18 protein-coding genes and 2 pseudogenes are annotated in these 24,909 nt (G+C 36.6%); 14 read left to right on the top strand and 6 right to left on the bottom strand.

What is annotated here, in order from left to right; all coding sequences use genetic code 11:
- Positions 1–409: 409 nt before the first annotated feature.
- Complete coding sequence (locus F6K40_RS09945) at positions 410–1,375, bottom strand: alpha/beta fold hydrolase (RefSeq protein ID WP_293134866.1); 966 nt, start codon at positions 1,373–1,375, stop codon at positions 410–412.
- 502 nt (positions 1,376–1,877) lie between these two features.
- Here F6K40_RS09945 and F6K40_RS09940 point away from each other — a divergent pair.
- The 4 genes from F6K40_RS09940 to F6K40_RS09925 all read left to right on the top strand — a co-directional run bounded on the left by F6K40_RS09940 (position 1,878) and on the right by F6K40_RS09925 (position 9,146).
- A complete protein-coding gene (locus tag F6K40_RS09940) occupies positions 1,878–3,098 on the top strand; it encodes an RNA-guided endonuclease InsQ/TnpB family protein (RefSeq protein WP_293134863.1) in 1,221 nt (406 codons plus the stop codon).
- A gap of 289 nt (positions 3,099–3,387) precedes the next feature.
- A complete protein-coding gene (gene infC / locus F6K40_RS09935) occupies positions 3,388–3,930 on the top strand; it encodes a translation initiation factor IF-3 (RefSeq protein WP_293134860.1) in 543 nt (180 codons plus the stop codon).
- Positions 3,931–5,034: 1,104 nt separating this feature from the next.
- On the top strand, positions 5,035–8,067 hold the full coding sequence (locus tag F6K40_RS09930) for a HEAT repeat domain-containing protein (RefSeq protein WP_293134857.1): 3,033 nt from the start codon (positions 5,035–5,037) through the stop codon (positions 8,065–8,067).
- 539 nt (positions 8,068–8,606) lie between these two features.
- Positions 8,607–9,146, top strand: a complete 540-nt coding sequence (locus F6K40_RS09925; RefSeq protein WP_293134854.1) for a hypothetical protein — start codon at positions 8,607–8,609, stop codon at positions 9,144–9,146.
- Positions 9,147–9,595: 449 nt separating this feature from the next.
- Here the strand turns inward: F6K40_RS09925 and F6K40_RS09920 are convergent, their stop codons facing one another.
- Positions 9,596–10,579, bottom strand: coding sequence for a Gfo/Idh/MocA family protein (locus F6K40_RS09920; protein WP_293134851.1), 984 nt, complete (start codon positions 10,577–10,579; stop codon positions 9,596–9,598).
- A 308-nt stretch (positions 10,580–10,887) separates the two neighbouring features.
- On the opposite strand from F6K40_RS09920, the gene F6K40_RS09915 reads away from it, so the two are divergent.
- From F6K40_RS09915 to F6K40_RS09905, 4 genes and pseudogenes are all read left to right on the top strand, one after another.
- Positions 10,888–11,178 (top strand): ferredoxin, encoded by a 291-nt coding sequence (locus F6K40_RS09915; RefSeq protein ID WP_293134848.1) that lies wholly within the window; start codon positions 10,888–10,890, stop codon positions 11,176–11,178.
- A gap of 648 nt (positions 11,179–11,826) precedes the next feature.
- Positions 11,827–11,943 carry a 2Fe-2S iron-sulfur cluster-binding protein gene (locus F6K40_RS40750; RefSeq protein ID WP_365670896.1) on the top strand — a complete coding sequence of 39 codons (117 nt, stop codon included), beginning with the start codon at positions 11,827–11,829 and terminating at the stop codon, positions 11,941–11,943.
- Between the two features lie 431 nt (positions 11,944–12,374).
- A pseudogene (locus F6K40_RS09910) lies at positions 12,375–12,485 on the top strand (2Fe-2S iron-sulfur cluster-binding family protein); the annotation flags it as partial.
- Positions 12,486–12,919: 434 nt separating this feature from the next.
- On the top strand, positions 12,920–13,225 hold the full coding sequence (locus tag F6K40_RS09905; RefSeq protein WP_293134845.1) for a 2Fe-2S iron-sulfur cluster-binding protein: 306 nt from the start codon (positions 12,920–12,922) through the stop codon (positions 13,223–13,225).
- 111 nt (positions 13,226–13,336) lie between these two features.
- Here F6K40_RS09905 and F6K40_RS09900 read toward each other — a convergent pair whose 3' ends face one another.
- A complete protein-coding gene (locus F6K40_RS09900; protein WP_293134842.1) occupies positions 13,337–14,962 on the bottom strand; it encodes a SpoIID/LytB domain-containing protein in 1,626 nt (541 codons plus the stop codon).
- 1,250 nt (positions 14,963–16,212) lie between these two features.
- On the opposite strand from F6K40_RS09900, the gene F6K40_RS09895 reads away from it, so the two are divergent.
- The 4 genes from F6K40_RS09895 to F6K40_RS09880 all read left to right on the top strand — a co-directional run bounded on the left by F6K40_RS09895 (position 16,213) and on the right by F6K40_RS09880 (position 18,880).
- Positions 16,213–16,752: a thermonuclease family protein gene (locus tag F6K40_RS09895; protein ID WP_293134839.1), complete on the top strand. Its 540-nt coding sequence runs from the start codon at positions 16,213–16,215 to the stop codon at positions 16,750–16,752.
- 623 nt (positions 16,753–17,375) lie between these two features.
- Entirely contained in the window at positions 17,376–18,002 is a 627-nt protein-coding gene (gene grpE / locus F6K40_RS09890; protein ID WP_293134836.1) for a nucleotide exchange factor GrpE, read from the top strand.
- 171 nt (positions 18,003–18,173) lie between these two features.
- Positions 18,174–18,377: a hypothetical protein gene (locus F6K40_RS09885; RefSeq protein WP_293134833.1), complete on the top strand. Its 204-nt coding sequence runs from the start codon at positions 18,174–18,176 to the stop codon at positions 18,375–18,377.
- A 152-nt stretch (positions 18,378–18,529) separates the two neighbouring features.
- On the top strand, positions 18,530–18,880 hold the full coding sequence (locus F6K40_RS09880; protein WP_293134831.1) for an STAS domain-containing protein: 351 nt from the start codon (positions 18,530–18,532) through the stop codon (positions 18,878–18,880).
- A gap of 1,233 nt (positions 18,881–20,113) precedes the next feature.
- Here the strand turns inward: F6K40_RS09880 and F6K40_RS09875 are convergent.
- From F6K40_RS09875 to F6K40_RS09870, 3 genes and pseudogenes are all read right to left on the bottom strand, one after another.
- The gene (locus F6K40_RS09875; protein WP_293134893.1) at positions 20,114–21,247 is read right to left on the bottom strand and encodes a PP2C family protein-serine/threonine phosphatase; all 1,134 of its coding nucleotides are present in this window, start codon (positions 21,245–21,247) and stop codon (positions 20,114–20,116) included.
- Positions 21,248–21,745: 498 nt separating this feature from the next.
- Positions 21,746–22,036 (bottom strand): annotated as a pseudogene (locus F6K40_RS40745) (zinc ribbon domain-containing protein); the annotation flags it as partial.
- Positions 22,037–22,438: 402 nt separating this feature from the next.
- Positions 22,439–22,798: a hypothetical protein gene (locus tag F6K40_RS09870; protein WP_293134829.1), complete on the bottom strand. Its 360-nt coding sequence runs from the start codon at positions 22,796–22,798 to the stop codon at positions 22,439–22,441.
- 688 nt (positions 22,799–23,486) lie between these two features.
- Between F6K40_RS09870 and F6K40_RS09865 the strand changes: the two genes are divergently transcribed.
- Positions 23,487–24,017 (top strand): ATP-binding protein, encoded by a 531-nt coding sequence (locus F6K40_RS09865; protein WP_293134827.1) that lies wholly within the window; start codon positions 23,487–23,489, stop codon positions 24,015–24,017.
- Between the two features lie 385 nt (positions 24,018–24,402).
- Positions 24,403–24,903: an ATP-binding protein gene (locus tag F6K40_RS09860; protein WP_365670876.1), complete on the top strand. Its 501-nt coding sequence runs from the start codon at positions 24,403–24,405 to the stop codon at positions 24,901–24,903.
- Positions 24,904–24,909: the final 6 nt, after the last annotated feature.

Here is a 24,909-nt window from a genome sequence, read left to right as displayed (position 1 = left end):
CAGGTATTTACAATTTCCAGCTCAAAGTACAGTCTAAAAAAAGTGTCAAATTATTTTTGTACTTTACTAGGTAAGAGAATCGCTATAGATTTCTAGGGAACATTGTTATAGAAGCTTAAGAAAAGACTTATATAATTTCCAGCAGATATCTAATACAAAAATTAGAGTATTTATTATTAACTAAAAATTTCAACCCTACCTTGTAACTTTTACCTTTTACCTTTTCCCTTCTATCTTATTACTTCTTCTTTCCAATTAGAGCGGTTTTCACAAAGGTAGACTATAAAACTTCTGCCTTCTGCATAAAATAAAACTTATATTGTGGTATTCAGGGGTTGAGTTTATCTAATGAAAGATTAATACTTCTGAGTTCAGAAAGATTTCTAACTTCTGATTTCAAAAAGACTTTTTAACTTCTGACTTCTGACTTCTGACTTCTGACTTCATTATGGGTAATCCAATCAAGAATTAGACTATTAACTATTTCAGGACATTCATCATGGGCACAATGACCAGCGTTATCTAATTCTATTAATTCTAAACGGGGATTAAGTTGGGTAAACTGACTAGGATTAGCAAACTTGGGAGGAATTAATAAATCTTGCTTGCCCCAAATTAACAGCATAGGAACTTCCAGAGTAGGAAGCATAGCTTTTACACTAGGACTTAACTTAGTACTACCCATAATCTTAAATAAAATACAAAAAGTACGAGTCGCCCCCTTATCTCTCGGTGGTCCTGCCAATATATCGACCAATTCTTCTGTGATTCGATCTGGATTACTATATGCAAGTTTAACCCAACGACGAATAATTGAGGGTCTACGAATAATAGAAAATACTGCCCTCAACAATATTGGAGAAGCAACAATATTTTGAATTAACTCAACAGTCGGTAAACACCAACTTGGAATTACCTCTGCTTGAGGAGCCGGATCTGGTAAACTAATCATTATTAGTCCTGCAAGCATATCTGTATATGTAGTAGCTGCTACTAGAGATACCAGTGAACCAATAGAGTTACCCACTAATATCGCTGGTACTTGAATAAAAGTCTGCCAAAACTCGTATACTTGTTCTACCCAAAAACTACTATCATAATTAGCGATCGCTTTTTCCGAAGCGCCAAAACCCAGCAAATCAAGTGCATAGACTGTATGTTTTTGACTTAATACATTGATATTGTGTCGCCAATGGCCTATTGATGCACCAAAACCATGTAAAAGTAGTATAGGAGGGTTTTGTAGATTTTGGCCTTCCCCAGTTTCATAATTACTTTGGCATCGAACATAAGTGTAGCGAGTTTGCCACCCTCGCCATACCCAGTCTCGTTCACTACCTATTTTTTTTTGCCAATTGCTAGAAATATTACTCACGATCAACCAAACTTGCTTTTATCCTGATATTGTTTTTCATCACGCTAAAGCACACAATTCCTGTATGGGACTTATCCCAAGACTTAATTAAATTCCTAAATCTTAAGATTTGTAAAGTTCCTAACAAAGTAAATGGTATTAGGGCGTGTCATTAGATATCTCTACTATTGAACTGAACTATAGTATGTTGAGTATCAAGTATCAGCGTTAATTAATAGGCTTGCATAAAATTGCTTAATTATGATAGAATACAGATCAAACACTATTCTATATTACTCTGACCAAAAAATTTAGCTAAAGCGTCGAGAAACCTGACGCTTTAGTATTGTAAAGTTTTATTGATTTTATAGAAAAACAGAAAAAAACAACTAAAAATATCTTAGACTGGAATTAGTTAAATTCCCTTATGTAGTTTATGAATGAAATTATCTGCAACACCCATGCATCTTGAAGATGAACTTGGAAAACCCCAACAGCTCGTTAAATGTTGACAGGAGCGATAATGCAGTTAGTAGAACGTACTATTATTAAAAAAAATCATCCCAATTATAAATCACTTGATGCTGTAGCTTTCTTGTCGAAAAATCTCTACAACATGGCTAACTACATAGTTAGACAAGAGTTTATTAATAAAGGAAATTATCTAGATTATAACAAGGTTCAAAAGTTGTTACAGTCGGGAGCAGATTATCAAGCAATACCGGCGAAAGTTTCTCAGCAGGTGTTGATTCTTTTAGATGAAAATTGGCAAAGTTTTTTTCAAGCTATAAGAGCTTATAATGAATGTCCAAGTAAGTTTAAAAGTCGTCCTAAACTGCCAAAATATAAACATAAACAGAAAGGGAGGAATATTCTAGTTTATACAAAACAAGCGATTAGTAAACCTCAATTAGTCAAAAATCAGAAAATATTACTATCAAAAAGTGAGCTATTTTTTGACAGTAAAATAAATTATGATTCTCTGCAACAAGTGAGAATAATTCCTAAGCTTAATTACTATGTGATAGAAGTGGTTTACGAATCCTTTGAAGTTAAATTAGATTTGTCAGAATCTCATGTAGCCTCTGTAGATTTGGGAGTGAATAATTTGGCGGCTGTAACATCAAATAAAAAAGGTTTTCAACCCTTTATTATTAACGGCAGACCAGTCAAATCAATTAATCAATTCTATAATAAGAAAAAAGGCAAACTACAGTCAGAACTAAAGGAGGCTAAAAGTAGTAATAGAATCAAAAGATTATCGACAAAAAGAAATTTAAAGATTGATGATTATCTGCATAAGACTAGCAGGTATATTATTAATCGTCTGATAGAAAGTCAGATAGGAACTTTAGTAATAGGGAATAATCCTAACTGGAAACAAAGCCTAAATCTTGGCCCCAAAAACAATCAAAATTTTGTTCAAATTCCTTTTTTTAAGTTAATTGAACAACTAAAATACAAAGGGAAATTAGTAGGAATCAAAGTCTTTCTTAATGAAGAAAGTTATACTTCAATTGCTAGTTTTTTAGACTGGGACGACTTACCAGTTTACCAAAAAGGTGCCAAACACAAATTTAGTGGTAAACGAGTGAAAAGAGGACTTTATAAAGCTTCAAATGGAGTCACATACAATGCTGATGTCAATGGAAGTTTAAATATATTACGAAAAGTAGTCCCAAACGCTTTTAGCAATGGGATAGAGGGTGTTGTAGTTCACCCCGTTAAGGTAACACTTAATTAAAACTAAATCAAAAAAGATTTTTCTATAGATTTAGTAACTATCAGTGCCAGTAGCTAATGGGGGAAACCCCCAAGACCGGACTGGCTTGCCTGCAGATCCACCCTAAGACTGAAGAGAGATTCGGCCTTGAAGGCGGGTGCTATGAAGCAGAAAGCTTCTATAAGTGATGTTAGAGAATCCTACGTTGTTGCATAGGCGCAACCTACGGAGGATATAAATAACAAATACCTTAGCCTGATTTGATTTGATACAGATGTCCTTCTAAATAATCGTTTGAAAATCCCAATTAATGCCAATCGAAAAAAAAAATAATCGTAATCTCCCTCAAGTTAACGAAAAGATTAGAGTTCCCAAAGTTAGGGCTGTTGACGCAGATGGCCAACAACTAGGAATTTTAGAAACAACAGAAGCTTTGCGGATGGCCGAAGAAAAAGGTCTCGATCTGGTTATGGTCAGCGATAAAGCTGACCCACCAGTTTGTAGAATAGTTGATTATGGAAAGTATCTGTTTGAGCAGAAAAAGAAAAAGAAAGTACAGGATGCCAAAAACAAGCTGCATAATGCAGAAGTTAAGGAAGTAAAAATGCGCTATAAAATTGAGGAGCATGACTATAATGTCCGCTTATCTCATGCAAAGCGCTTTCTCGAGTCTGGTGATAAAGTGAAAGCCACTATTATGTTCCGAGGCCGGGAGATACAACATAGTAACCTTGCAGAAGAATTATTGCAACGGATGGCAACAGATTTAAAAGAATTAGCAGAGGTTCAACAAGCTCCCAAAAAGGAGGGACGCAGTATGATGATGTTATTATCTCCTAAAAAGTCAAGTTGAAAACACAAAAAAAGTTCGGGAGTAAGGTCACGCCCAGTCTTTTATGCATCGGGGCGGAAAAACGATTCGGTCGTTTTAACAAGCGTGATCTGTTATTATTAATAAAGTTAATAAAGTTAGTCAGGGTAAACGCCTGCGAAATGAAGCATCCTAGTACGTAAAAATCCAGGCCACCTGAGAACAGACGGCTTTTTAAGTGCTTCAGCGACATTCATTGGGGCGTGCAATGACAGGTTGTGGAGCGTATAGAAGCTAAGTGGTAGTACCCAGAAAGCAAAAAAAACAAGTAGAAGTAAAGCAAAAGCAACAGGGTAGGGGGTCGGTGGCAGAAATGCCAATTGATGCGACCCTTTCAGGTGCGACCTGAAGAATCTGAGTCTCTTTAGAGCGCAGAGTGTCAAATAGCATTTATAACTCTAAAGTATAGAAGAATACTAATGTTTTAGTTGATAGAGCTATTTCTCCTTGCTGCTGTATAGTTAAAAAATATTCCTCTCCTAACATTTCTTAGGAGAGGAATTAAGTTATGGGATATATCGTTGTTAGGAATGATGATTTTATTACTTAAATAATTTAGACAAACTGAAATTTAAACTATAGCTTTGCTTTTTAAGTTCTGTATTTTATTTAATCTAAATTAGGCATTGGTGAAATAAGGTATGAAATTCCGATCAGAGTAAGATTCATAGTAAGGAAAAAAAAGCTCTTTTAACTACTGACTACAGACTACTGTAAGGGCGATTCACGAATGGCCTCTACCACTACTGACCACTAAAAATCATACAATCATTCATCAACGCCCTAAATTAAACTATAGGTGTTACATAATCGGGGAATTATGATAAAATAGATTGCTCTCAATGAATCTTTCCTCAATAATATGATGGCTGAAAATCAATTATCATTATTATCTAATTAGATATTCTTATATCTGACAAGATTTGACTATCTTTATCTAGCAATTTTACCGAAAAAATCAGGTTTAAAGCCTCTCCTTTCAAAGAGAAAAAAAATCCTTTTAACCAATCCTCTTATTTTTAAGAAGAGGTAATTATTAATTGTTAATTATTAAATATACACTTTAGTTAAAATTCAGTAACCTACATGGAAGTGAGAAGTTTAAAAAGTTATACAGGATTAGGATATAAACTGCTAATATCTCTTAACCTCCGTTCTGAGGAAGTAGAGCGAACCTTACTAATGTTTGTGGTATATACTCTTACTTCTGTAGGACTAATTTGGTTAGAACTAAGTACAGTTAGTCTATTTTTAGACCAATATGGTGCCGACAAACTACCTTGGATATATATTGCTAGTGCAGGCATAGGTTCAGGTTTAGGCTTTGTCTATTCCTGGCTACAAAAAATCATGCCTTTGCGCAGAGTAATAGTGATAATTCTATTACTAATGGCAATTCCTTTATTCTTATTTAGATTTGGAATTGGCATTGAAAATATCAAGATAGCTGGTCTAAGTTTAGCTTTTCTTACCACTTTTATGATGTGGTTATGGGTAGAAGCTTGTTACTTGCTTAACGATCTAAATACTTCAATCACAGCTAATCAGTTATTTAATATTAGAGAAATTAAACGGACATATCCAATAATAAGTAGTGGCTTTTTAGTAGCAGGAGTAATTAGTGGATTTTCTTTACCTTTAATACTATACTTTGTGCCACTGAATAACGTCACAATAGTATCAGGATTAATGGTAGTATTGGGGTCAGGAATACTTTTATATTTATCAGAGAAATATCAACAATCTTTTCCTGATTCTAGCCGTTGGATACCAGAAGAGGACGAAGAGGAATTTTCTACTAGGAGCATAAAAGGACCTTTAAAAGGTTATATATTGCCATTGATCGTATTCTTTGTCATGGCAGAAGTGCTATATGTATTAATAGACTTTCAATTCTTTTATCAACTAGAATTGCAAAACCCGGCTGCTGATGGAGCAAGTAAAATAGCAAGTTTCTTGGGGTTATTTGAGGGGATTTTAAGTAGTTGTCAAGTAGCAACTCAATGGTTTGCCTCTAGTCGTTTAGTAGAAAGAATAGGAGTTTTTGGTACAGCAATAATACTACCAGTAGGAGCAATGGCTTTAGGGTTATTTTCTTTTACAGGAGCAATAACAGGCTTATTTTCAGTATTTATAGGATTAGTAATTCTAAGATTTTTAGATGAATTACTACACTATACATTAATAGAAACTACCGGACCTGTTTTATTCCAACCTTTACCAGAAAATATTCGTAGTGATGTTCAAACAATGGTAAATGGAGTGGCAGAACCATTTTCTACAGGTTTGAGCGGATTAATAATATTAGCAATTCTCTGGTTTTGTAAATTAATATTAGATTCGAGTCAAAGTAGATTTCAAGACCAGCAGGGTCTAGTATTTGTCATTGCAATAATAATATCAGGCTTGGTATGGTTAGGAGTAATATGGTTAATTAGAACCCAATATGTAGGCTTGTTGGTAAGAAGTGCAGGGAAAGGCAGATTTGGTGTTTTAGATTTAGATATGCGGGCATTGAAACGCTCAGTAGTAGAAACTTTAGAAAAAGGAAGGGCAGAAGAAGATAAGCGTTCTTGTATTGAGTTATTAAGTCAAATAGACAAAAAAAATGTAGGTGAAGTATTGGCTCCAATATTACATAAAATGTCACCTGCATTACAATCTCAAAGTTTGGAAGTAATGTTGAATCACCCGAATCCAGCTTATCTTCAAGAAGTGCGGTCGCTAACCAAAACATCATTGCCACCAGAAGTTTTGGCTTTAGCTTTACGTTATATTTGGCTCACAGAATCAGAACCAGATGTTACTCAACTGCAACCATATTTACAATCTTCAGTAGATCCAGTAGTAAGAGGTACGGCAGCAGCTTTAATTATGCGTAGAGGGGACAGAGAGCAAAAAGCGGAAGCTACGAATGTTTTACGCCGGATGATTACTTCTAAACTGGAAAAGGAAAGAGTGATGGGTGTTCGTGCTTTGGGAGAAGCAGATTATTTGCAAGGGTTACGATTGTATGTTCCTAGTTTATTACAAGATGAATCGTTACGAGTGCGAAAGTATTGCATGGATGTGATTGCTGCGACTCATTTGGAAAGTTTCTATCCTTCACTATTACGGGGTTTATCCTACAAATCAACTAGGGAATCTGCATTACAAGCATTAGTAAGATTAGGTAATGATGCGATTCCGATGTTGGTAAAATTAGCAGATGATACTCATAAATCGGATATAGTGCGATTACAAGCATGGACTGCCATTGGTGAAATCGGTACAATAGAAGCACTAGATTCTCTGGTAAATAGAATGATGACGTCTTGGGGTATAACCCGTCGTAATATTCTCCGTAGATTATTGAAAATGCCAGGAGAAGTAGGAATAGAAGGGGTACTCGAACGAGTAGGTCGCAGTGGAGTTGAAATTTTAGTAGAGCAAGAGTTAATGTTTTTAGGACAGGTTTATGCCGGCATAGTAGACCTGTCTGGGGTAGATATTAATTCAAATAATTCTGACTCTGCTCCTTTAGAGGAAGGTAATGGAAAACTGACAACTGATTATACAGAAATTTTGTTGCGGTCTTTAGAGTTGTTGGAGTTAGATGCTATGGAACAATGTTTTTTGTTAATGCAGTTTCTTTATCCATTGAGTTCTATTCAGGCAGCAGCTTTTAATATTAAGTCAGACTCCCGTTCAAATGTGGCTCGTGGTTTGGAAATTTTGGATAATACTGTAGATATTTCTTGTAAGCGATCGCTGATTGAGATTTTAGATCAAAAGAGTTATGAGGAAAAATTAGGTAGTTTATCTGAGATGGTTGTTTATCAACCAATGGCTCCTAGCGATCGCTTACGACACTTGCTAGATTTTCGTCATTTTCTTTCTGACTGGGCATTAGCTTGCTGTTTACAGATGGCTCGTGCGGCTCGTTGGAGTTTAACTGCAGAGCAAACTTTAGTTTGTTTACGCCACCCTACTGGTTTTGTGCGGGAGGCAGCTCTAGCTTACTTACAGATGGCATCTCAACGTGCATTGGTTGAATTATTGCCTAATTTGAGAAATGACCCAAACCCTCTGGTAGCTGCTCAGGTTGAGCAAATGATTGTTGAATTTGGTATTGGTTAGGTTAACTAGCTATCAGGTTCAGTAGTGGCGCGTCAAGCTTAACTTCCCTTCGGGGAAGTCAAAGCTCTCCATCATACCTTACCCCCCTTGGAAAGGGGGGTGGGGAGCGGAGGGATGGGAAAGCCAAGGTCAACGGTTAGATACCTCCATCAGCTAAACGTTATGCTCCCCTTGACAAATAGGAGATATTTTATTACAATACTTATCATTGAACTTATGCTCAATGAACACAGGGGGAGGACATCACCTCTGTCATGCGCAGCGGTCAGGGTTTCCCCAGGCTGAAGAATCCCTATTTTTCCCGTAAGGGCAACGTCGGGAGTATGTCAACGAGTTTAACTATTAGATGAAATAAACTCACCCTAAAATCTAAGGCACTCTTAAAAAATTCCTATTCTAACATTTAAATGGGTTTAGTAGGAATTTTTCACTATTTATCCCTCGCGCCTGAGTGCTTCAGAAAATGTATCGACTATTGCTCTATACGCAACAGAAGGAAAATTGCACCACTCATCTCCCGCGCTTGAGTGCTTCAGAAAATGTATCGACTCTTGCTCTATACGCAACAGAAGGAAAATTGCACCACTCATCTCCCGTGCTTGGGTGCTTCAGAAAATGTATCGACTCTTGCTCTATACGCAATAGAAGGAAAATTTCACCATTCATCTCCCGCGCCGGGTGCTTCAGAAAATGTATCGACTCTTGCTCTATACGCAACAGAAGGAAAATTTCACCACTCATCTCTCGCGCCGAGTGCTTCAGAAAATGTATCGACTCTTGCTCTATACGCAACAGAAGGAAAATTTCACCACTCATCTCTCGCGCCGAGTGCTTCAGAAAATGTATCGACTATTGCTCTATACGCAACAGAAGGAAAATTTCACCACTCATCTCCCGCGCCTGGGTGCTTCAGAAAATGTATCGACTCTTGCTCTATAGAACCCCTAAACGTATCTTTTCTTGAAATACAAAGCCTTCAGGAAAGCTGTTTTAAGGAGCCTAATAACTATAAGGGTTCAGGAGACCGAAAAATTATGAAAAATGACTGCCAGAATCATCTTTCCCCAGATGGGTATTAGACTTGTAACTTCTAAAATAAATACCAAATGGGTTCTATACGCAATAGAAGGAAAATTTCACTACCCATCTCCCGTGCTTGGGTGCTTCAGAAAATGTATCGACTATTGCTCTATACGCAATAGAAGGAAAATTTCACCACTCATCTCCCGTGCTTGGATGCTTCAGAAAATGTATCGACTATTGCTCTATACGCAATAGAAGGAAAATTTCACCACTCATCTCCCGTGCTTGGATACTTCAGAAAATGTATCGACTATTGCTCTATACGCAATAGAAGGAAAATTTCACCACTCATCTCCCGTGCTTGGGTGCTTCAGAAAATGTATCGACTATTGCTCTATACGCAACAGAAGGAAAATTTTCACTCCCTAGCCTGGTTAATTACTTTTTTTTCTTTCCCCTCACACTTCCCACACTTCCCACAGTCCCTATCACCCCATCTCCCTATCTACAAATCTGATGCTCTCCTAGTAGAATCAGCAACTTTTAAAGTATACAAACTTGCTTCTGGAGTTACATATAAAGGAGTTCCCGCTAACAAATGTTCAATTACCATTTTCGTATCTTTAGCAAATAAACCACGCCTAGCAGGCACTTCTATAGTTTGTATTTTTTCTCCCTGCAATAGTTGACCTTGTTGGGGAGTAAAAATTAATGTACCTTTTTCACCGTAAAGACTAAAGATATTTTCTGACTGCCAAAAAGTTTCACCTTTGCCATAAACAACTTCCCCAATTACATCATTATTAAACCTTAACTGAGCAGTACATAAACAAGCTTTATAAAGATCGACATCAGTATACCAAAACTGACTTTGGCAATTAATAGTATCAACCTGACCAAATAGATCCGTAAACCGATGCAAACGAGAAAGCGCTCCCACAAAAGGAAAGCCAAACAATGACGATCTATAAGTCCACTTTTGAGGTGCAGGTTGCTTAGAATTAATTGTGACGTAACGAGCGTAGAAAACTTTACCAATATTTGACAAAAATTGTTTAATAGTATTGTGGAGACCACCCAGCAGTTCTATATGTTCAACGTGTAATAGTTTATTTTTTTGAGCTGCCAGAGAAATTAATGACTCCGCTTCAGTTGGATCTAGGGAGAGAGGATATTCAACTATAATATGTTTGTCATTTTCCAGAGCAGCGCGAGCGATCGCTCCATGATCTCTATTAATAGTAGAAATGATTACTAGATCCAAATCTTCTCGTTCCACCAGTTGTTGCCAAGAACTTGTACTCTGGACTTGGAAGGTTTGACTAAATGCTTCAGTTGTTTCTGGGGTATGACCTGCAACTGTAACTAGAAGCGCTTGCTCATCTCCTTTTAATGTTTCAGCTCTAGCTTTAGCAGCATAACCAGTGCCAACAATACCAACCTTGATCGGAATAGAGCAGAAAGGGGAAGAGATATTTATCTGACTCATAGCAACACATAGAATTACACAAAATTACTATTTTATATAGTAAAATATAAAATCTGTGATATAGTTAACTTTTTTTAATCTATATAGTCCAAAAAATGGCCAATTAGATATAAGTAATCAGAATTAAATTAGAATTATTTATAACAAATTCTATAGTAATTTTTTGCCTAATTTGTTTTACAAGTTTGCTTTTTTCCCTTAATATCAGAGATGGAAACAAAACAAGTACAAATGAACTGGCTAACCAAGCCAAGTAATTTGTATAAGTCTAACTTATAAATATACTAAATTCTGGAGAGGAAAATTAAATGGCTACCTACAAAGTTACTCTAGTTACACCAGAAGGTGAGAAAGTAATTGATTGCCCTGAGGATGACATGATCCTTGATGCTGCTGAAGAGCAAGGATTAGATTTACCTTCTTCCTGTCGCGCTGGTGCTTGCTCGAGTTGTGCAGGTAAACTTGAGTCAGGCACAGTAGATCAAAGTGAGCAAACTTTCTTAGAGGACGAGCAAATAGAAGAGGGATGGGTACTAACTTGTGTAGCTAAACCAACATCTGATTGTAAAATTGTAACTCATCAGGAAGATAATCTGTAGTTATTAACTACTTTAGAAAATTGTCAAACCTGGTTGATATCTACAAGAGTCTAAAAAATAATTTGTCAGCCTTAACATCCCAAGTTTTCGGCTGTCCCCGATATGAAACCTTATGTGACATGAAATGGGCAGCATTACCAAGGGCAAAACCCTCGACGGAAGTATAGTAGTAAGGACTGAGCAAATTCTCAGACATTCAAACAGTGGAAGCCAGTAAGAAAGTAATTCTCACATCTATACTTATTAGCGTGTGAGAATTGCTAATTAGGGCTTGGTTAATAAAATTGTAATCAATATCTGTAAAGGCTGCTAGGGTTAAATATTGCTAAAAAAGTGCAAGGTTTTTGGCTATTGTAGCCTCAAAATGCTAATACTTTAGGCTCAATCTAGAAAACTATGTGCATCAGTAGGTGGAGTTTCCGCCGATTTTAAGCCTGTGGAGAAGAAGGGGCGTTGCATAACAAAAATGCGAACGTCCGTACACAGACTGGGGTCAGTGGTCTTCAGTGTTAGCGCAGCTTTGCGTTAGCAAAACAGGAAGCTAGCTCCAAAACTCAAAATACCATTTTGGGTAAGTTTGGGTAAGTTTAGTAGAACGGCAGGACTTGCAAGATAAATATGTCTTATGTGACTATATTTTTATAGACTATAGAACTACCCTACTCCTGTCGTGCAGGTGGTTGTTCTACCTGTGCTGGTCATTTCAGTTATCAGTTATCAGTAGAGAGTGAACCTCCGACTAAAGTCGGAGACTTGAAATACTGAATTAAATATTCTCTTGGTCGATTGGATATGGCGTTTGCTAGCGCAAAGCTCCGCTTTTTCGTATAGGGAATGCTCCTATTCCATGTCGCGACAGCGGTTAGCAAAGCTTTGCGCTAGCAAAACGCCTAGCGTCCCGGAGGGAAAGGAAACCCGCTCTTTCAGAGCCGCGAACACTTTTTCCTGACGGAATGCTCCGCAAACATGTCGCGTAGCGTTAACGTTTGCGGAGCATTCCCTATATGAAAGTTTTGCGCTAGCTAAACGCCATCCCATTCTACGGACAGCTCGGCTTTTTCGTATAGGGAATGCTCCTATTCCATGTCGCGTTTGCTTTAGCATTCCGTAGGAAAGCGAAACGACCGCTTTTTTATCCCCTTAAAAAGGGGAGGCGCATACCCTCATTTTTTGGTAAAATAGAAGCAGACAAAGTAGACCAGTTAGACCAATCTTTCTTAGATGACGACCAGATGGCAGCAGGATATGTACTAACTTGTGTAGCTTATCCTACCTCTGATTGTACTGTCACAACTCACCAAAGAGATTTAAACGCAAGTATAAATTTAAGAGATGCGGTCGGGCAAGACCCTCAATGCCTGTGGAGGTCCTGCTGCCTACAGTTCCGGTGGAAGCAGATAGGGACGTTTTGCTGACGCAAAGCTCCGCTAACGCTGCGCGACATGTTTGCGTAGCATTCCCTATAAGAAAACGCATTTTTGTTATGCAACGTCCGTACACATTAAAATGTCACTTGTGATGCGGTGCGACCCCGCGTCGCCGACAGGCGCAAGCGGTGCGACCCCGCGACGACGATAGTCGCAAGGGAATGCGCACTCCTGTGAGGGAATGCGCACTCCTGTGAGGGAACGCGCACCAAGAGAGACGTTTGATATCGGTTTTATGAAGCAGCTTAGGTTGACAACTTCAAGTCAATCAAGAATGATCAAGATTTATATACTAATTTTGAGGGGAAAATTACATGGCTAAATATAAAGTTACTCTGATTAATGAACTAGAGGGAATTAATCAAACTATTGATTGCGAGGATGATACATATATTCTTGATGCTGCTGAAGAAGCAGGTTTAGACCTACCCTACTCCTGTCGCGCTGGTGCTTGCTCAAGTTGTGCAGGAAAACTAGAAGGTAAGGCAGATGATTGTTTAGATCAAAGCGATCAGTCATTCTTAGATGACGATCAGATCGAAGCAGGATGGGTACTAACTTGTGTTGCCTATCCGAAAAAAGACTGCACTATTACCACTCACCAAGAAAATAATCTATAAAGTTAGTTATCAATCATCTTAGAATGTAAGATGATTGATAATTTTTTGATTGTTTATAGTTTATTGAAATTAACTATAAGCAACCAACCTATTTCACCTTGATCGTTATAACTATTTTTGTCCAAAAGTAACTAACTCGCTGAGAGGTTGGACTTCGGTTCCTGGAAAATAAAAACTGAGAATACGATCGCTACTCCAACCTAATTCAGCTAAGTTAATAGAACCTTTTTGACTAAAACCAACTCCATGTCCAAACCCACCGCCAACAAAAGCATAACCCCACAAAGTTTGATCTGGTTTGTATATAGGATCTAGATAAAATAGTGTACTCCAAGGCACCCAAAAAGCATTTTGTACCTCATCCTTATTTAACTCTACAATTCCTCTATCTGTTTCCACAGTCATTTTCAAAACACGACCAGCTAGCGATCGCTCCGTCACCTCTACTTTTTTGATTGTTTCCAACTGAACAAAAGGACTTTTTTTCTGTCGAAAATAACTCTTTAAATAACCAACTATACCAGGCAAACTAACCACCTCTCGCCAGCGAAATTCTATCCAACCATCCTCATTAAATCCTTTTTGAAGACTCATAAACCTACGGAAATTTTGTTCAGAAGCTAAACTATTTGTAGATAAATCCCAGATATTATTAGCCGCATCAACAACAGGTCGTAAATATGGACGCTCAGTACCATTCCACAAATCATTAAAATCTGCCGTAACACCACCACTAACAGCAAAATAAACTGCATCTATTAACTCATCTTCATAAGTCAGAACTTTTCCCCTAGTTGCTGCTACTGCTGCATCCGTTTCTGGGTAAACATCTAATCCTTTATAAACTTGACAGTGAGTATCAGCACACAACTCATAATTATCTGCTACGAACCGATGTAAATTTCTGAGTGCATAAGTTCTAGCTAAAATTGACTGAGCTTCTAGGGATGCTTTTGGTGGCCAAGCTCCTAATTCATGGGGTACAACTCCTCGAATATAAGTTTCTATTGGTACATTATTCACCAATGTATAAGTACCATAAGCATTAGGTTGTAGTTTTAATGAACCAGCATAACGTCGTTCTTCTGGTATTGCTATGTCTTGGTTAAATTGATTATTGATAATAATTTCATTTTTCCCCGCAGTAATATGTAGTTCATGGCGATGATAAGTATAGCCATTCATATTCCAGTAAGCTGTAGGCCGTTGTTTTATAGGTTCCAGATCGAGATAGACATTTGTATTACTATTAGCTTGTATACTTTCTAATAGCCAGCGTCGTAATAAAGGAGTTTTATAAACTTTTCTTTTTGCCCAAACGTTCCATCTACCAGGTTGAGCTACTTCTACTTCTATTCCTTTATTTTTCCATAACTGGGCATCTTCTTCAGCATTCTCATAACTACGGTGACTACTAAGAATTAACCGCTCTTTTAAGAGAGGCTTTTCTAGGGGTTTCATTTTAATTTTTAGTTCGACTTTTTCAGTAGTTAGAGTTTCTTCTCCTGCTGGAGTTTTAAACCGCAAAGTTAATCGATCTCCTGGAGTAGCTTTAATAATAATTTTATCTGTTGGTTTAGTGCCGAATCTTTGTATAATTCCTATTTTTAGTAATCTGTTATATTGTTCAACAGCTTTGACTGGCATTATATTTAATCCTAGTAGCAAAGTTGTTATGAAGATTGTATTACGGATTAATTTATTAGGTAAATATTTTTGATATTTTTTAGCCGACAATTTTGTTCACCTCTGAAGTTTGCAGTTTAATTAATTATTGTATAGCAATTCCCATGCTGGTGAGGTAAAAAATTCCTTGGTTTTAGGGAACAGGGAACAGGGAACAGGGAACAGGGAATAGGGAATAGGGAATAGGAAAAAATAAAGATAGGTGTACCTCACGATTGCTGAGAAATGCTATACCAAGTTTCAATAATTAATAATTAATAATTAACAATTAATAATTACCTCTTCTGAGCAAAAGAGGATTTGCTAATAAGAAAGCTTTAGTTATTTAGAAAAGAAGGATAAATTTTGAAAAAGAATGGAAAAATGATTTAGATAGCTGTCTCAAATGAATTGGAGCAGCTATTTTTTAGCATCTCTGATTGAGATATACCTTCTTGTTTGTAACATTCTTTTTTTTAGTGCTAAGTAGTTCACAAGTAATAAATAATGAGTAATAAATAATGAGTAATGAGTAAGGAGTAATGAGTAATAAGTAAGGAGTAATAAGTAATACCTCTGCCTGTTTGCTCCGCATTCCGCAGTCAAGTCAGAGGATTCAAAAAATGATGAATACGCAATAATTTTTCTTTATGAATGAAGAGGCTTTAAACCAACATCAACGGGCTTGATTTTACTCATACCATTTCTCTGTAACAATGCGCTTAATAATTATTACCCAGACCTTAACTTTACTAATAACTGTTATCTTTTATTAAGCGCAACTTCATGGAGAAATGGTATCATAACTCCTAACTCATAACTCATAACTCCTAACTCATAACTCATAACTCATAACTTCTTACTTAAGCCCTTCGGGCTTCTGGTAAGCACGAGAAAGCTTAAGTAAATTAAGTTTTGTAGACTAACTTGAAGCTCCAAGCTAAAGTTGACTTGAGGGTAACTTTACATCTTGTTACATACCCACAAATTTTAACACTGATCTACTTATACTGTTAATAGCTAAATGCTAAAAGGCAATATATAGCGTTTTCAAATGAGATGTAAATCTATGAGGTAATTATCCATTATCCATTAATGAAAGGACTGTGTTGCTGCATCTTAAATGAAAATGCTATATAGCAATCCTAAATAGGTTGTGGGTAATCAAAAAGTAGATAAAAAAGCCGAAATTCCTATCTTTTCCCAGTTAAATGTTCCCTGTTCCCTAAAAGCGGTAAGATTTTTATACACAAATATATTAGAGGATTGCTATATAGGAAATTAATTTTGCACGACTACCTTAGATATTTTTTATAATAAAAATGAAAACACGTAAAATCAGTCTAATTTTAGCTATTATATCCTGTGGAATTTTAATAATATTATCTCTATTAAAAACTCCCCAGTCTTTAGCTACTCAACAGGCAAGAATTTCTCGAATTATTGATGGAGATACTTTAGAAGTTACCATGTCACAATGTCGAATTCCTTGGGAAGGAAATTCACAATTATGTCGGCTACAACTTGCCTGTATTGATGGACCAGATTATGGAGATAGCCCTTTTTTTGAGGCCGCCAAAAATAGACTTGAAACATTAATTCCTAGAGGTACAATAGTATTAGTTAGTGACACAGGAAAAAGTAGTCGTCAACGGATAGTGGCAGAAGTATTTAAAGATAATACTTCTATTAACTTACAATTGGTTAGTGAAGGAAAAGCTTCTCTTTTCTGTAAACATCTAAATGATACTTGTCCTAATTCAAAAACTACTTACTTAAATGCTCAAAATTCTGCTATACAAAGAGATTTAGGTGTGTGGAATTCTCAACAATCTTGGGAAAAATCCCGCATTTGTAATTAGAATTGAAGTAAGCATTCAGCTGTTAGTTTTCAGCTCTCAGCTTTTTCTCACATCTCATTGCTATAGCTAGTTAATTTTTCCATGATTATCCTTTAGTAAAAGTAGTAAAAGTCATCAATAAGTAAAAATGAAACTGGAATATTTCAAGAAACATACTTACAAATCTCGGATATATTTACCAGAAAAAACGTTCCTAAATAACAGAAATTATTAACAATACATTAGCTAATACTATTTCCGAAATAATTAATAATTAAACAATTAGACTTCTCCTGAAAAGAGGGAATGGGAAATAGGCAATGGGCAATAGGGAGAAGCAATTCATAATTTCTGGATAATAATTGATTTTATTTTTAATTTTTGGAGATGTCTATTAAATAATTAAATAATTCAGGTTTAAAGCCTCCCCAATAAAGGGAAAAAAAGCGGTTGGCAAGGGTCTCAGTCCCTTAGGATGGGATGGATAGGTGACCGGCGCCATATCCAATCAACCAAGAGAAATAAATTTTTTCCTTTTAACTAATCCTCTCCTTTTTAGGGAGAGGTAATTATCAATTATCAATTATCAATTATCCATTAATGAATTTCTTCCTTATTGCTTCTTCAAAAAATACTTAACTGATATGAAAAATTATGCTCTTCTGTTAAAAAAATTCATGGATCAAGGAAGTATTTCCAGCTTGAAAGAATTAAGTCAAAAAGCTGGAGTTTCTGAGCTACAGGTTATGCGGTTGCAACGTGGACTAGCATCACGAATGCGAGTAGATATTTTACTCAAAATTAGTCAAGGATTAGGAATAACTTTAACAGAACTATTGACTAATTTTGCACCTGAACTTATCAGAAAATTACCAGAAACTTCCACCTCAGCACTAGAACAAGAATATAACAATCTCCAGAAAGAATTAGAGCAACAAAAACAATTTTTAATGCAAGAGTTTCAGCAGTCTAGTTTACAAATTTTAGAATCTTGGCTACAACAATGGCCCACTGTTGTACAAAAAGTTAAACAAAACCCTCGTTTAGCAGCTGTCAAAATATTACCTCTGTTACGTCCAGTAGAAAAACTTATGGAAGTGTGGAATGTAGAATCTATTGCTACTGTTGGAGCAGAAGTTCCTTTTGACCCCAAATTGCATCAACTGATGGAGGGGTCTGTACAGAAAGGAGAAATGGTAAAAGTTCGTTACACTGGCTATAAGCAAGGGGATAAACTGCTATTCCGTGCCAAAGTTAGTCCCACAATTTGAAGCTTAATTTCAATAATTAATAATTAGGGTCTGCTGAAAAAGTCTTATGGGTGAGGGTCGGAGTCAGGAGTCAGGAGTCAGGAGTCAACCCATCCCTAATCCCTCCCTGGAGGCCAGGGTCAATTTATTATCATCAGAGAAAAAAATAGGAGAGGGTGAGGAGGTGAGGAGGTGTGGTCCGTGTGGTCCGTGTGGTCCGTGTGGTCCGTGTGGTCCGTGTGGTCCGTGTGGTCTGTGTGGCAGAAAAGTCCGCTTTTATTCATACAGCTTGCTCCTCCCCATCCTCCCCATCCTCCCCATCCTCCCCATCCTCCCCATCCTCCCCATCCTCTCCCTAAATATTCTCTGGTGATTTTTAGGCCCTTGCCAACCTAAAATCCTAACTTTTTGAATTCCCTATGGTTAAGGATGTCAATTGTCTGTTCTTCAAACTGAGGAATCTATTTGGACATATTTGGAGTTAATTTCAGTAATAAGCTATACTAGACTAGATTTCCTAATATTTAGAATTATAGCTTCTAGAAAATATGACCACTGTTAAATATATTGAACCTTCTGGTATTTTAGACGGTACTAAAGCTACTGCATTTCGTCAAGAAATTAGTGAACAAGTTGATGCTGGAGCTGATATTGTTTTGATAGATTTTAAAGCAGTAAGTTTTATGGACAGCTCTGGTTTAGGTGCTTTAGTTTTAGCACTTAAAACTGTTCGTGCTGCTGGATGTCAATTGGTTGTATGTTCTATTAATGAGCAAATTAAAATTCTGTTTGAACTAACAAGTATGGATCGAGTTTTTGAAATATTTCCTAACAAAGAAGAGTTTGAAAAAGTCACTATTAAATCTAATACAAATCTTCAAGCTCAAAGCAAATCCTAAAATTTATCAATCAGTATCTTAGATTTTAGAAAGTATTTCATTAATGGATAATTAATAATGGATAATTAATAATTATTTCTCCCTTTTAGGGAGAGGATTCACTAAAAGGAAAAAATTTATTTTCTCTTCGTAGATTGGATATGGCGTTTAGCTAACGCAAAACGAAGTTTTGCTAGCCCAAAGCTCCGGTTTTCATATCGGCGACAGAGCGACATGAAAAATGTGGAGCGACTTAAATTGCAGAGTGGCTCTGCAAGAGCGGGAGAATTCGGCATCCCTCTACCGCTTTTTCCCTGTTTATTGGGGAGGCTTTAAAGGTGAATTATTTAATTATTAATTATTAATTATTCGGTAACTAATAGATTCAATCTTCATCTATGACAATCCTATTTGAGTTGTGTCAAAAATGTTTGTTGTTTTAAGGCAAAAGGCAAAATTTAATAGGTAACAGAGGGGAAGTTAGGAATTTTTATCCATTTTTTGATTTATTACAAATCATCTAGGATTGCTATATAAATTCTTGGTTAATTAAAACAAAACCTGAAATATTTTATGACTAAAAAGGGCTGCATTAAAAAAAAAATTGGGTAGGAATAAATTTTTGATTTGAGATGATATTAACTATCTGATGGATACTCAGAAAAAAATTAAATAAAAACTTTGTAAGTAAACTTATAGTTATCTGAAGCCTATGATATTCTAACTTCAATAATTTCTATATTTTATTTTGAAAAAAGAGGGAATATATAATAAAAAAAACTATATAATCCCTAAAACAAACGAATTCTATATCTCACCAGTATGAAAATTGCTATATATAATTAAAATTAGACAGACTAATGTTTAATCTATTTAGGCTTAACTTTTTTATTTTGTATTTGATTTAAGGATTAAGGGTTAAATTATATCATGTCCGGTAGCATTGGAGCGTTTATACAATCTAAGTCATAATGGGAAGCAATTCTCCTGCCTCCTGCCTTCTTCCTTCCTGCCACCAAAGTATTCAAGCAGAGATGATATAGCGTTTTTATTTGAGATACGGAAACTGAGTCCTCTGAAAAAGCGAATAGGCAATAAGCACTCTTGCAATAGGCAAGGATAAAAAACAGTATTTAATTGTCAAAAACACAAGATAATTTCTACTTAATACAGCATTTTTTTATTAGAAAAAAACTCAATATAGATTTACATCTCATTTGAAAATACTATATAAATTCAGGATACATAAATAGCCTAACCAAAGACAACTTTTAACAAAGAAAAATCATCACTAAATACATCACTACAATTTAACTCTCGCACATAGTCTAATATTTTGTTTAGATCGCAAGAACCATATCTATGATATTCTAAAATTATATTAATAAAATTATCTATTCCCCAGATTTCTTCCTCAGATAAAGAAATTTCGTAGACACCATCACTAAATATATAAAGGGAGCTAGACTTTTCTACTAAACAAGAATTGTCTACATAAGTAGCTTCTGGAAACATACCAATAGGCATTCCTGGAGTTTTCAATTTATTCGCCTGAGTTTGCTGACCATCACCTGAGATTAAAATAGCTGGAGGATGACCAGCACTTGCATAAACCAGTTCATCTTGGGAAAAATTATACACGCCATACCAAATAGTAAAATATTTATCATTTTGGTAGGTTATCTGGTAAGTGTTATTTAAAGCTCTAAGTACATCACTAGGTTGATGGTAATCTAAATTAGGTATGGCCTTTGACCTTAACAAATTTAAAACTGAAACTGAAGGAAGTGCTGCCCGTAAACCATGGCCAGCTACATCAAGTAAATATACAGCTAAGTAATTTTCATCTAACCAATAATAATCAAAACAGTCTCCCCCTAACTTGCGAGAAGGAATAAACTCTGATTCAATTTTTACTGGTTTAGTTAAAGGTTCTGGTAGGAGGGAACGTACATAGTCAGCAGCTTCAGCTAATTCTGCTTCTATTAGTTGCTTTTGAGTCTGTAAGTCTTGAGAAAGCTGATGTAGTCGCAGTCCAGCTCTAACTCTAGCCTTCAGTTCATTCATTTCTATGGGTTTAGAAATAAAGTCATCAGCACCACCATCCAGACCTTCGACTCGATCTTTAGTTGTTCCTAAAGAAGTTAAGAGAATGAAGAAAGTAGTAGACAACTCAGAACTAGCTTTAACCCTACGGCATACTTCTATTCCCGTGAGTCGTGGCATAATCCAGTCACAGATAATCAAAGCAGGTTGTAGGATCTTGGCCTGTTCAAAACCTTCTTCACCGTTACTTGCTACTGTCACCTCATAACCCTGTTTCCGCAGAACCCTTTTGAGCAATTCTTGAATGGCAGTATCATCATCAATCACCAAAATTTTATATATCATGGACTTAGTTAAACAATTCACCATTTCAGCTAAAGCCGACATAAAAGTGAGTAGACCACCAAAAGTTTGTCATTTTTATTTACATGAATTTTAGACAGATACTCCTTAACGAAGTCAGAAGTCAGAATTCAGAAGTTGTTTTTGTAACGGGGATACGCGAGTAACCCTCCAAAAACATTTTGCCGATCAAGGTGGGGTTGCGAGACCCAATTATTTTGATAATATAACTTGACATACTCCCGACGCTCCCCTCCCCCATTTCCAAGCTATGCTTTATAAACATCTTTCTCTTTTCATAAAACTTGACAACATAGACAAGTTATGCGCAAGCTCCTCAAAGGCTTTTTTTGGGAGAAAAATGTGTTTAAAAATACATTTTTTTTGATAACTGTAGACAGAATTCTTCCTCCCCCTCCTCCCCCTCCTCCCCATCTTCCCCACCCTCCCACAAGGGTTTCAGGAGTTCCTGATCAGGGATAGCGCATCATCGGGGGGTTAGGGGGGATGGAGAGCGCGGGATTCTTCAGTCAGATCAGCTCTGACTGCAGTTTTAACAGAAGTGATGTCCTCCTCCTGTATTGACAACAATCCTATTTTTTGTATTAGGAGTGCTGAGTTATAATCTCTATCTAATTCTTGTCCACATCTGGGACATGAATGCCTTTCATGTCGGGCAGCGAAACGCTCTGATAAGCTTTTAGAGACTTTATTTAAGCATTCCCAGCAATATTGAGATGTGCCTTTTGGGTTTACTTTGATGATTTTTTTACCAAGCTTCCAGGCAACATACTTTAAGAATCAAGAAATTGACAGTAGCTGCATCTTGCAAAGACTTATTCAATCCTGATTTTGCTGATTGACCGTTGGGTAAAAACTGACCGTTACTGCCTAACTTAGCTTTGCAGCGCCCAACTAAGTTTCCTATCTGTAAGTCTTCCTAGAATATTATACTTACGTCTGAAAACAGATGATAAGCAAGTTTGAATTGCCAGTCTAAACGCTGTCTAGCTATTAGTTGATGTAGTTTGGCGATCTTACCTTTTGAGAATTTTCCAAGCCTTAGAATTCTTGGACTTTTTGGCCAATCTTACTTGTAGTTTAGACAAGCGATGTTCACAGAGCCTCAAAAATAATGGTACTTCTATAAACTCACCATCACTGGTAACAGCATAATATAATAATCCCAAGTCAGTACATGCATGAGTTATCTTCGGTGGGTTGAATTTCTGCAACCTCTACACGGACGTCTTGATCTTCTATTGTGAAGCTAAGATACCAGCCATCCGCGAAGCGGATTACTGTACCTGCCTTAACCTTGAAACCTATCGGTATTGGGCGATTGTAGACAAAGGGGACTAAACCAATTTTTGGTAGATTCACACAATAACGACCGTTAGCATTTTTGACAATATTGGTATTTGATAACTGAGGATAACTGAACGAATTATAATAGCGTTTTCCTTTGAATTTAGGTCTACCACTTGTTTTACCATTTTTGTCAGGCAAGGCACAAATTATCCATTGTTGTTTGTACACGTTGGATAACATCTTGGAAAACTTGGGAATGGATAGACTTGTACTCAGGGAAAAGTTTTTTAGTTTGTGCTAAGTCTGCTAATTGAACAGTTTCCCAAACAACATATCCGTTAATTATATTCGGATGCTTATCTCCTTTCTTGGTTATCGGATTATCATTGCTGTCCTTTTTCCTGCCGTCACGTGTTTGTGTTCTAAATTCGGGAAGATGCGTGATAAATCCGTTGTACGGATGTTTAGCTAAAGCACAAGTTCGTTAACGCTGCGCGACATGTTTGCGGAGCATTCCGGAACGGAAAACGCATTTTTGTTATGCAACGTCCCTACTACTGAAACATTAAGAGGACAAGCGTTAAGTAGTGTGCGGGTTGCTTCGAACCAATTCAGCCTTTCAGCTAAACGGTAATTATATTGTTTTCTAGCTAATTCTAACCAATTGACAATAATAACTGTTTTAATTTTATGGGGCTTTAGCAAGGACCTTGTATTTCAATAGCATAGAGAATTGACCTTATTTTTATATACCTGTTATTATAATATAATAATGACTATATATATATAATTGTCAATAGCTTAGGAAATCAGGATAAACCACACAGATAACGCCCGGCTTTTCCATCCCTCCGCTCCCCTAATAGCTGCCGCTAGGCTCCGCCAACTGGAGAGCGCGGGACTTCCCGCCGGGGGAGTTAAAATATAAATGAAAGAATTATTATCTAAATTACTTAAGAAGCGAAGTGTGACTAACGTGAAAGGTTCCGATCAATTACCAAAGTTTCGCAAAGCTGATTTGCAAGTTCATTCAGACTTGGGAGAAAATGACAAAGTTTTGGCATGGTTTGAGCATTTGCATCAAGCACCAATTCCAAAAACAGTTTGGATACAATGTGAATTGGCTGTGGCTGAAGGTTTTACTAATGCAACTCGCCATGCCCATAAATATTTGCCTAGAGAAACACCTATAGATATTGAAGTTACAATGTATACTGACTACCTGGAAATTAGAATTTGGGATTATGGTCAGCCTTTTGACTTGAAGGAATGGTTAAAAGTACAACCAGAGCCAGATATGTTTGATCCTGGTGGACGGGGTATAAGAATAATGTGTGCAATAGCAGACAATATTAGTTATACCCATACATCTGATAATCGTAACTGTTTGTTTATTACTAAACATTATTGGTTATATCCCAAAACTGAAAATGACAACTTTAATTTTGATAAAATCTGAATTTTGTCAGTGTAAGGTTATAATATTGTATCTTTAGGTTTGGTTAAGAAATTTTTATACTTGTAATCGACAGATACTCTAAAATCATAGTATGTGAAATATTATTTAACTTTCCTGGCGGGAAGTCCCGCGCTCTCCATCCCCCCTAACCCCCCTTTGGAAGGGGGGAGGGGAGCGTCGGGATGAAAGCCTGGGCCTGGATTCGGATACCTTCATAAGCTAAACGTTTATATGCCCTTGACACTTTTAGGAGCATTTTGTTATTATCAATGTCAAAACAGGGGGAGGACATCACCTCTGTCTAAACAGCGGTCAGGGTTTCCCAGACTGAAGAATCCCTATAATTCCCGTAAGGGCAACGTCGGGAGTATGTCAATTACTTAAGATGCGAAGTGTGACTAAAGTAAAAGATTCTGATAAATTACCAAAGTTTGAGCAAGCTGATTTACAGGTTTTTTCAGACCTGGAAGAAAACGACAAGGTTTTATCTTGGTTTGAGCAGTTGCACCAAACACCAATTCCCAAAAAAGTTTGGTTAGAGTGTGAGCTAGCTTTAGTTGAGGGTTTTACTAATGTTGTCCGCCATGCCCATAAATATTTACCTAGAGAAACACCTATAGATATTGAAGTTCAAATCTATACTGAACAAGTGGAAATTACAATTTGGGATTATGGTCAACCTTTTGAATTGCTTGAATGGCTAAAACAGCAACCCACTCAAACAGATATCTGGGCTGGTGGTGGATGGGGTATAAAATTAATGTATGCGATCGCAGACAATATTAGTTATACCCGTACATCTGATCATCGTAATTGTTTGTTAATTGTCAAAAAATATTGGCCACCTACCCAAGAAGAAAATAATACTTCTGATGGTAATACCTAAATCTGG

The sequence above is a fragment of the Okeania sp. SIO3I5 genome, from assembly GCF_010672085.1.
Lineage (GTDB): Bacteria > Cyanobacteriota > Cyanobacteriia > Cyanobacteriales > Microcoleaceae > Trichodesmium.
This window is presented reverse-complemented; position numbering and strand designations above follow the sequence as displayed.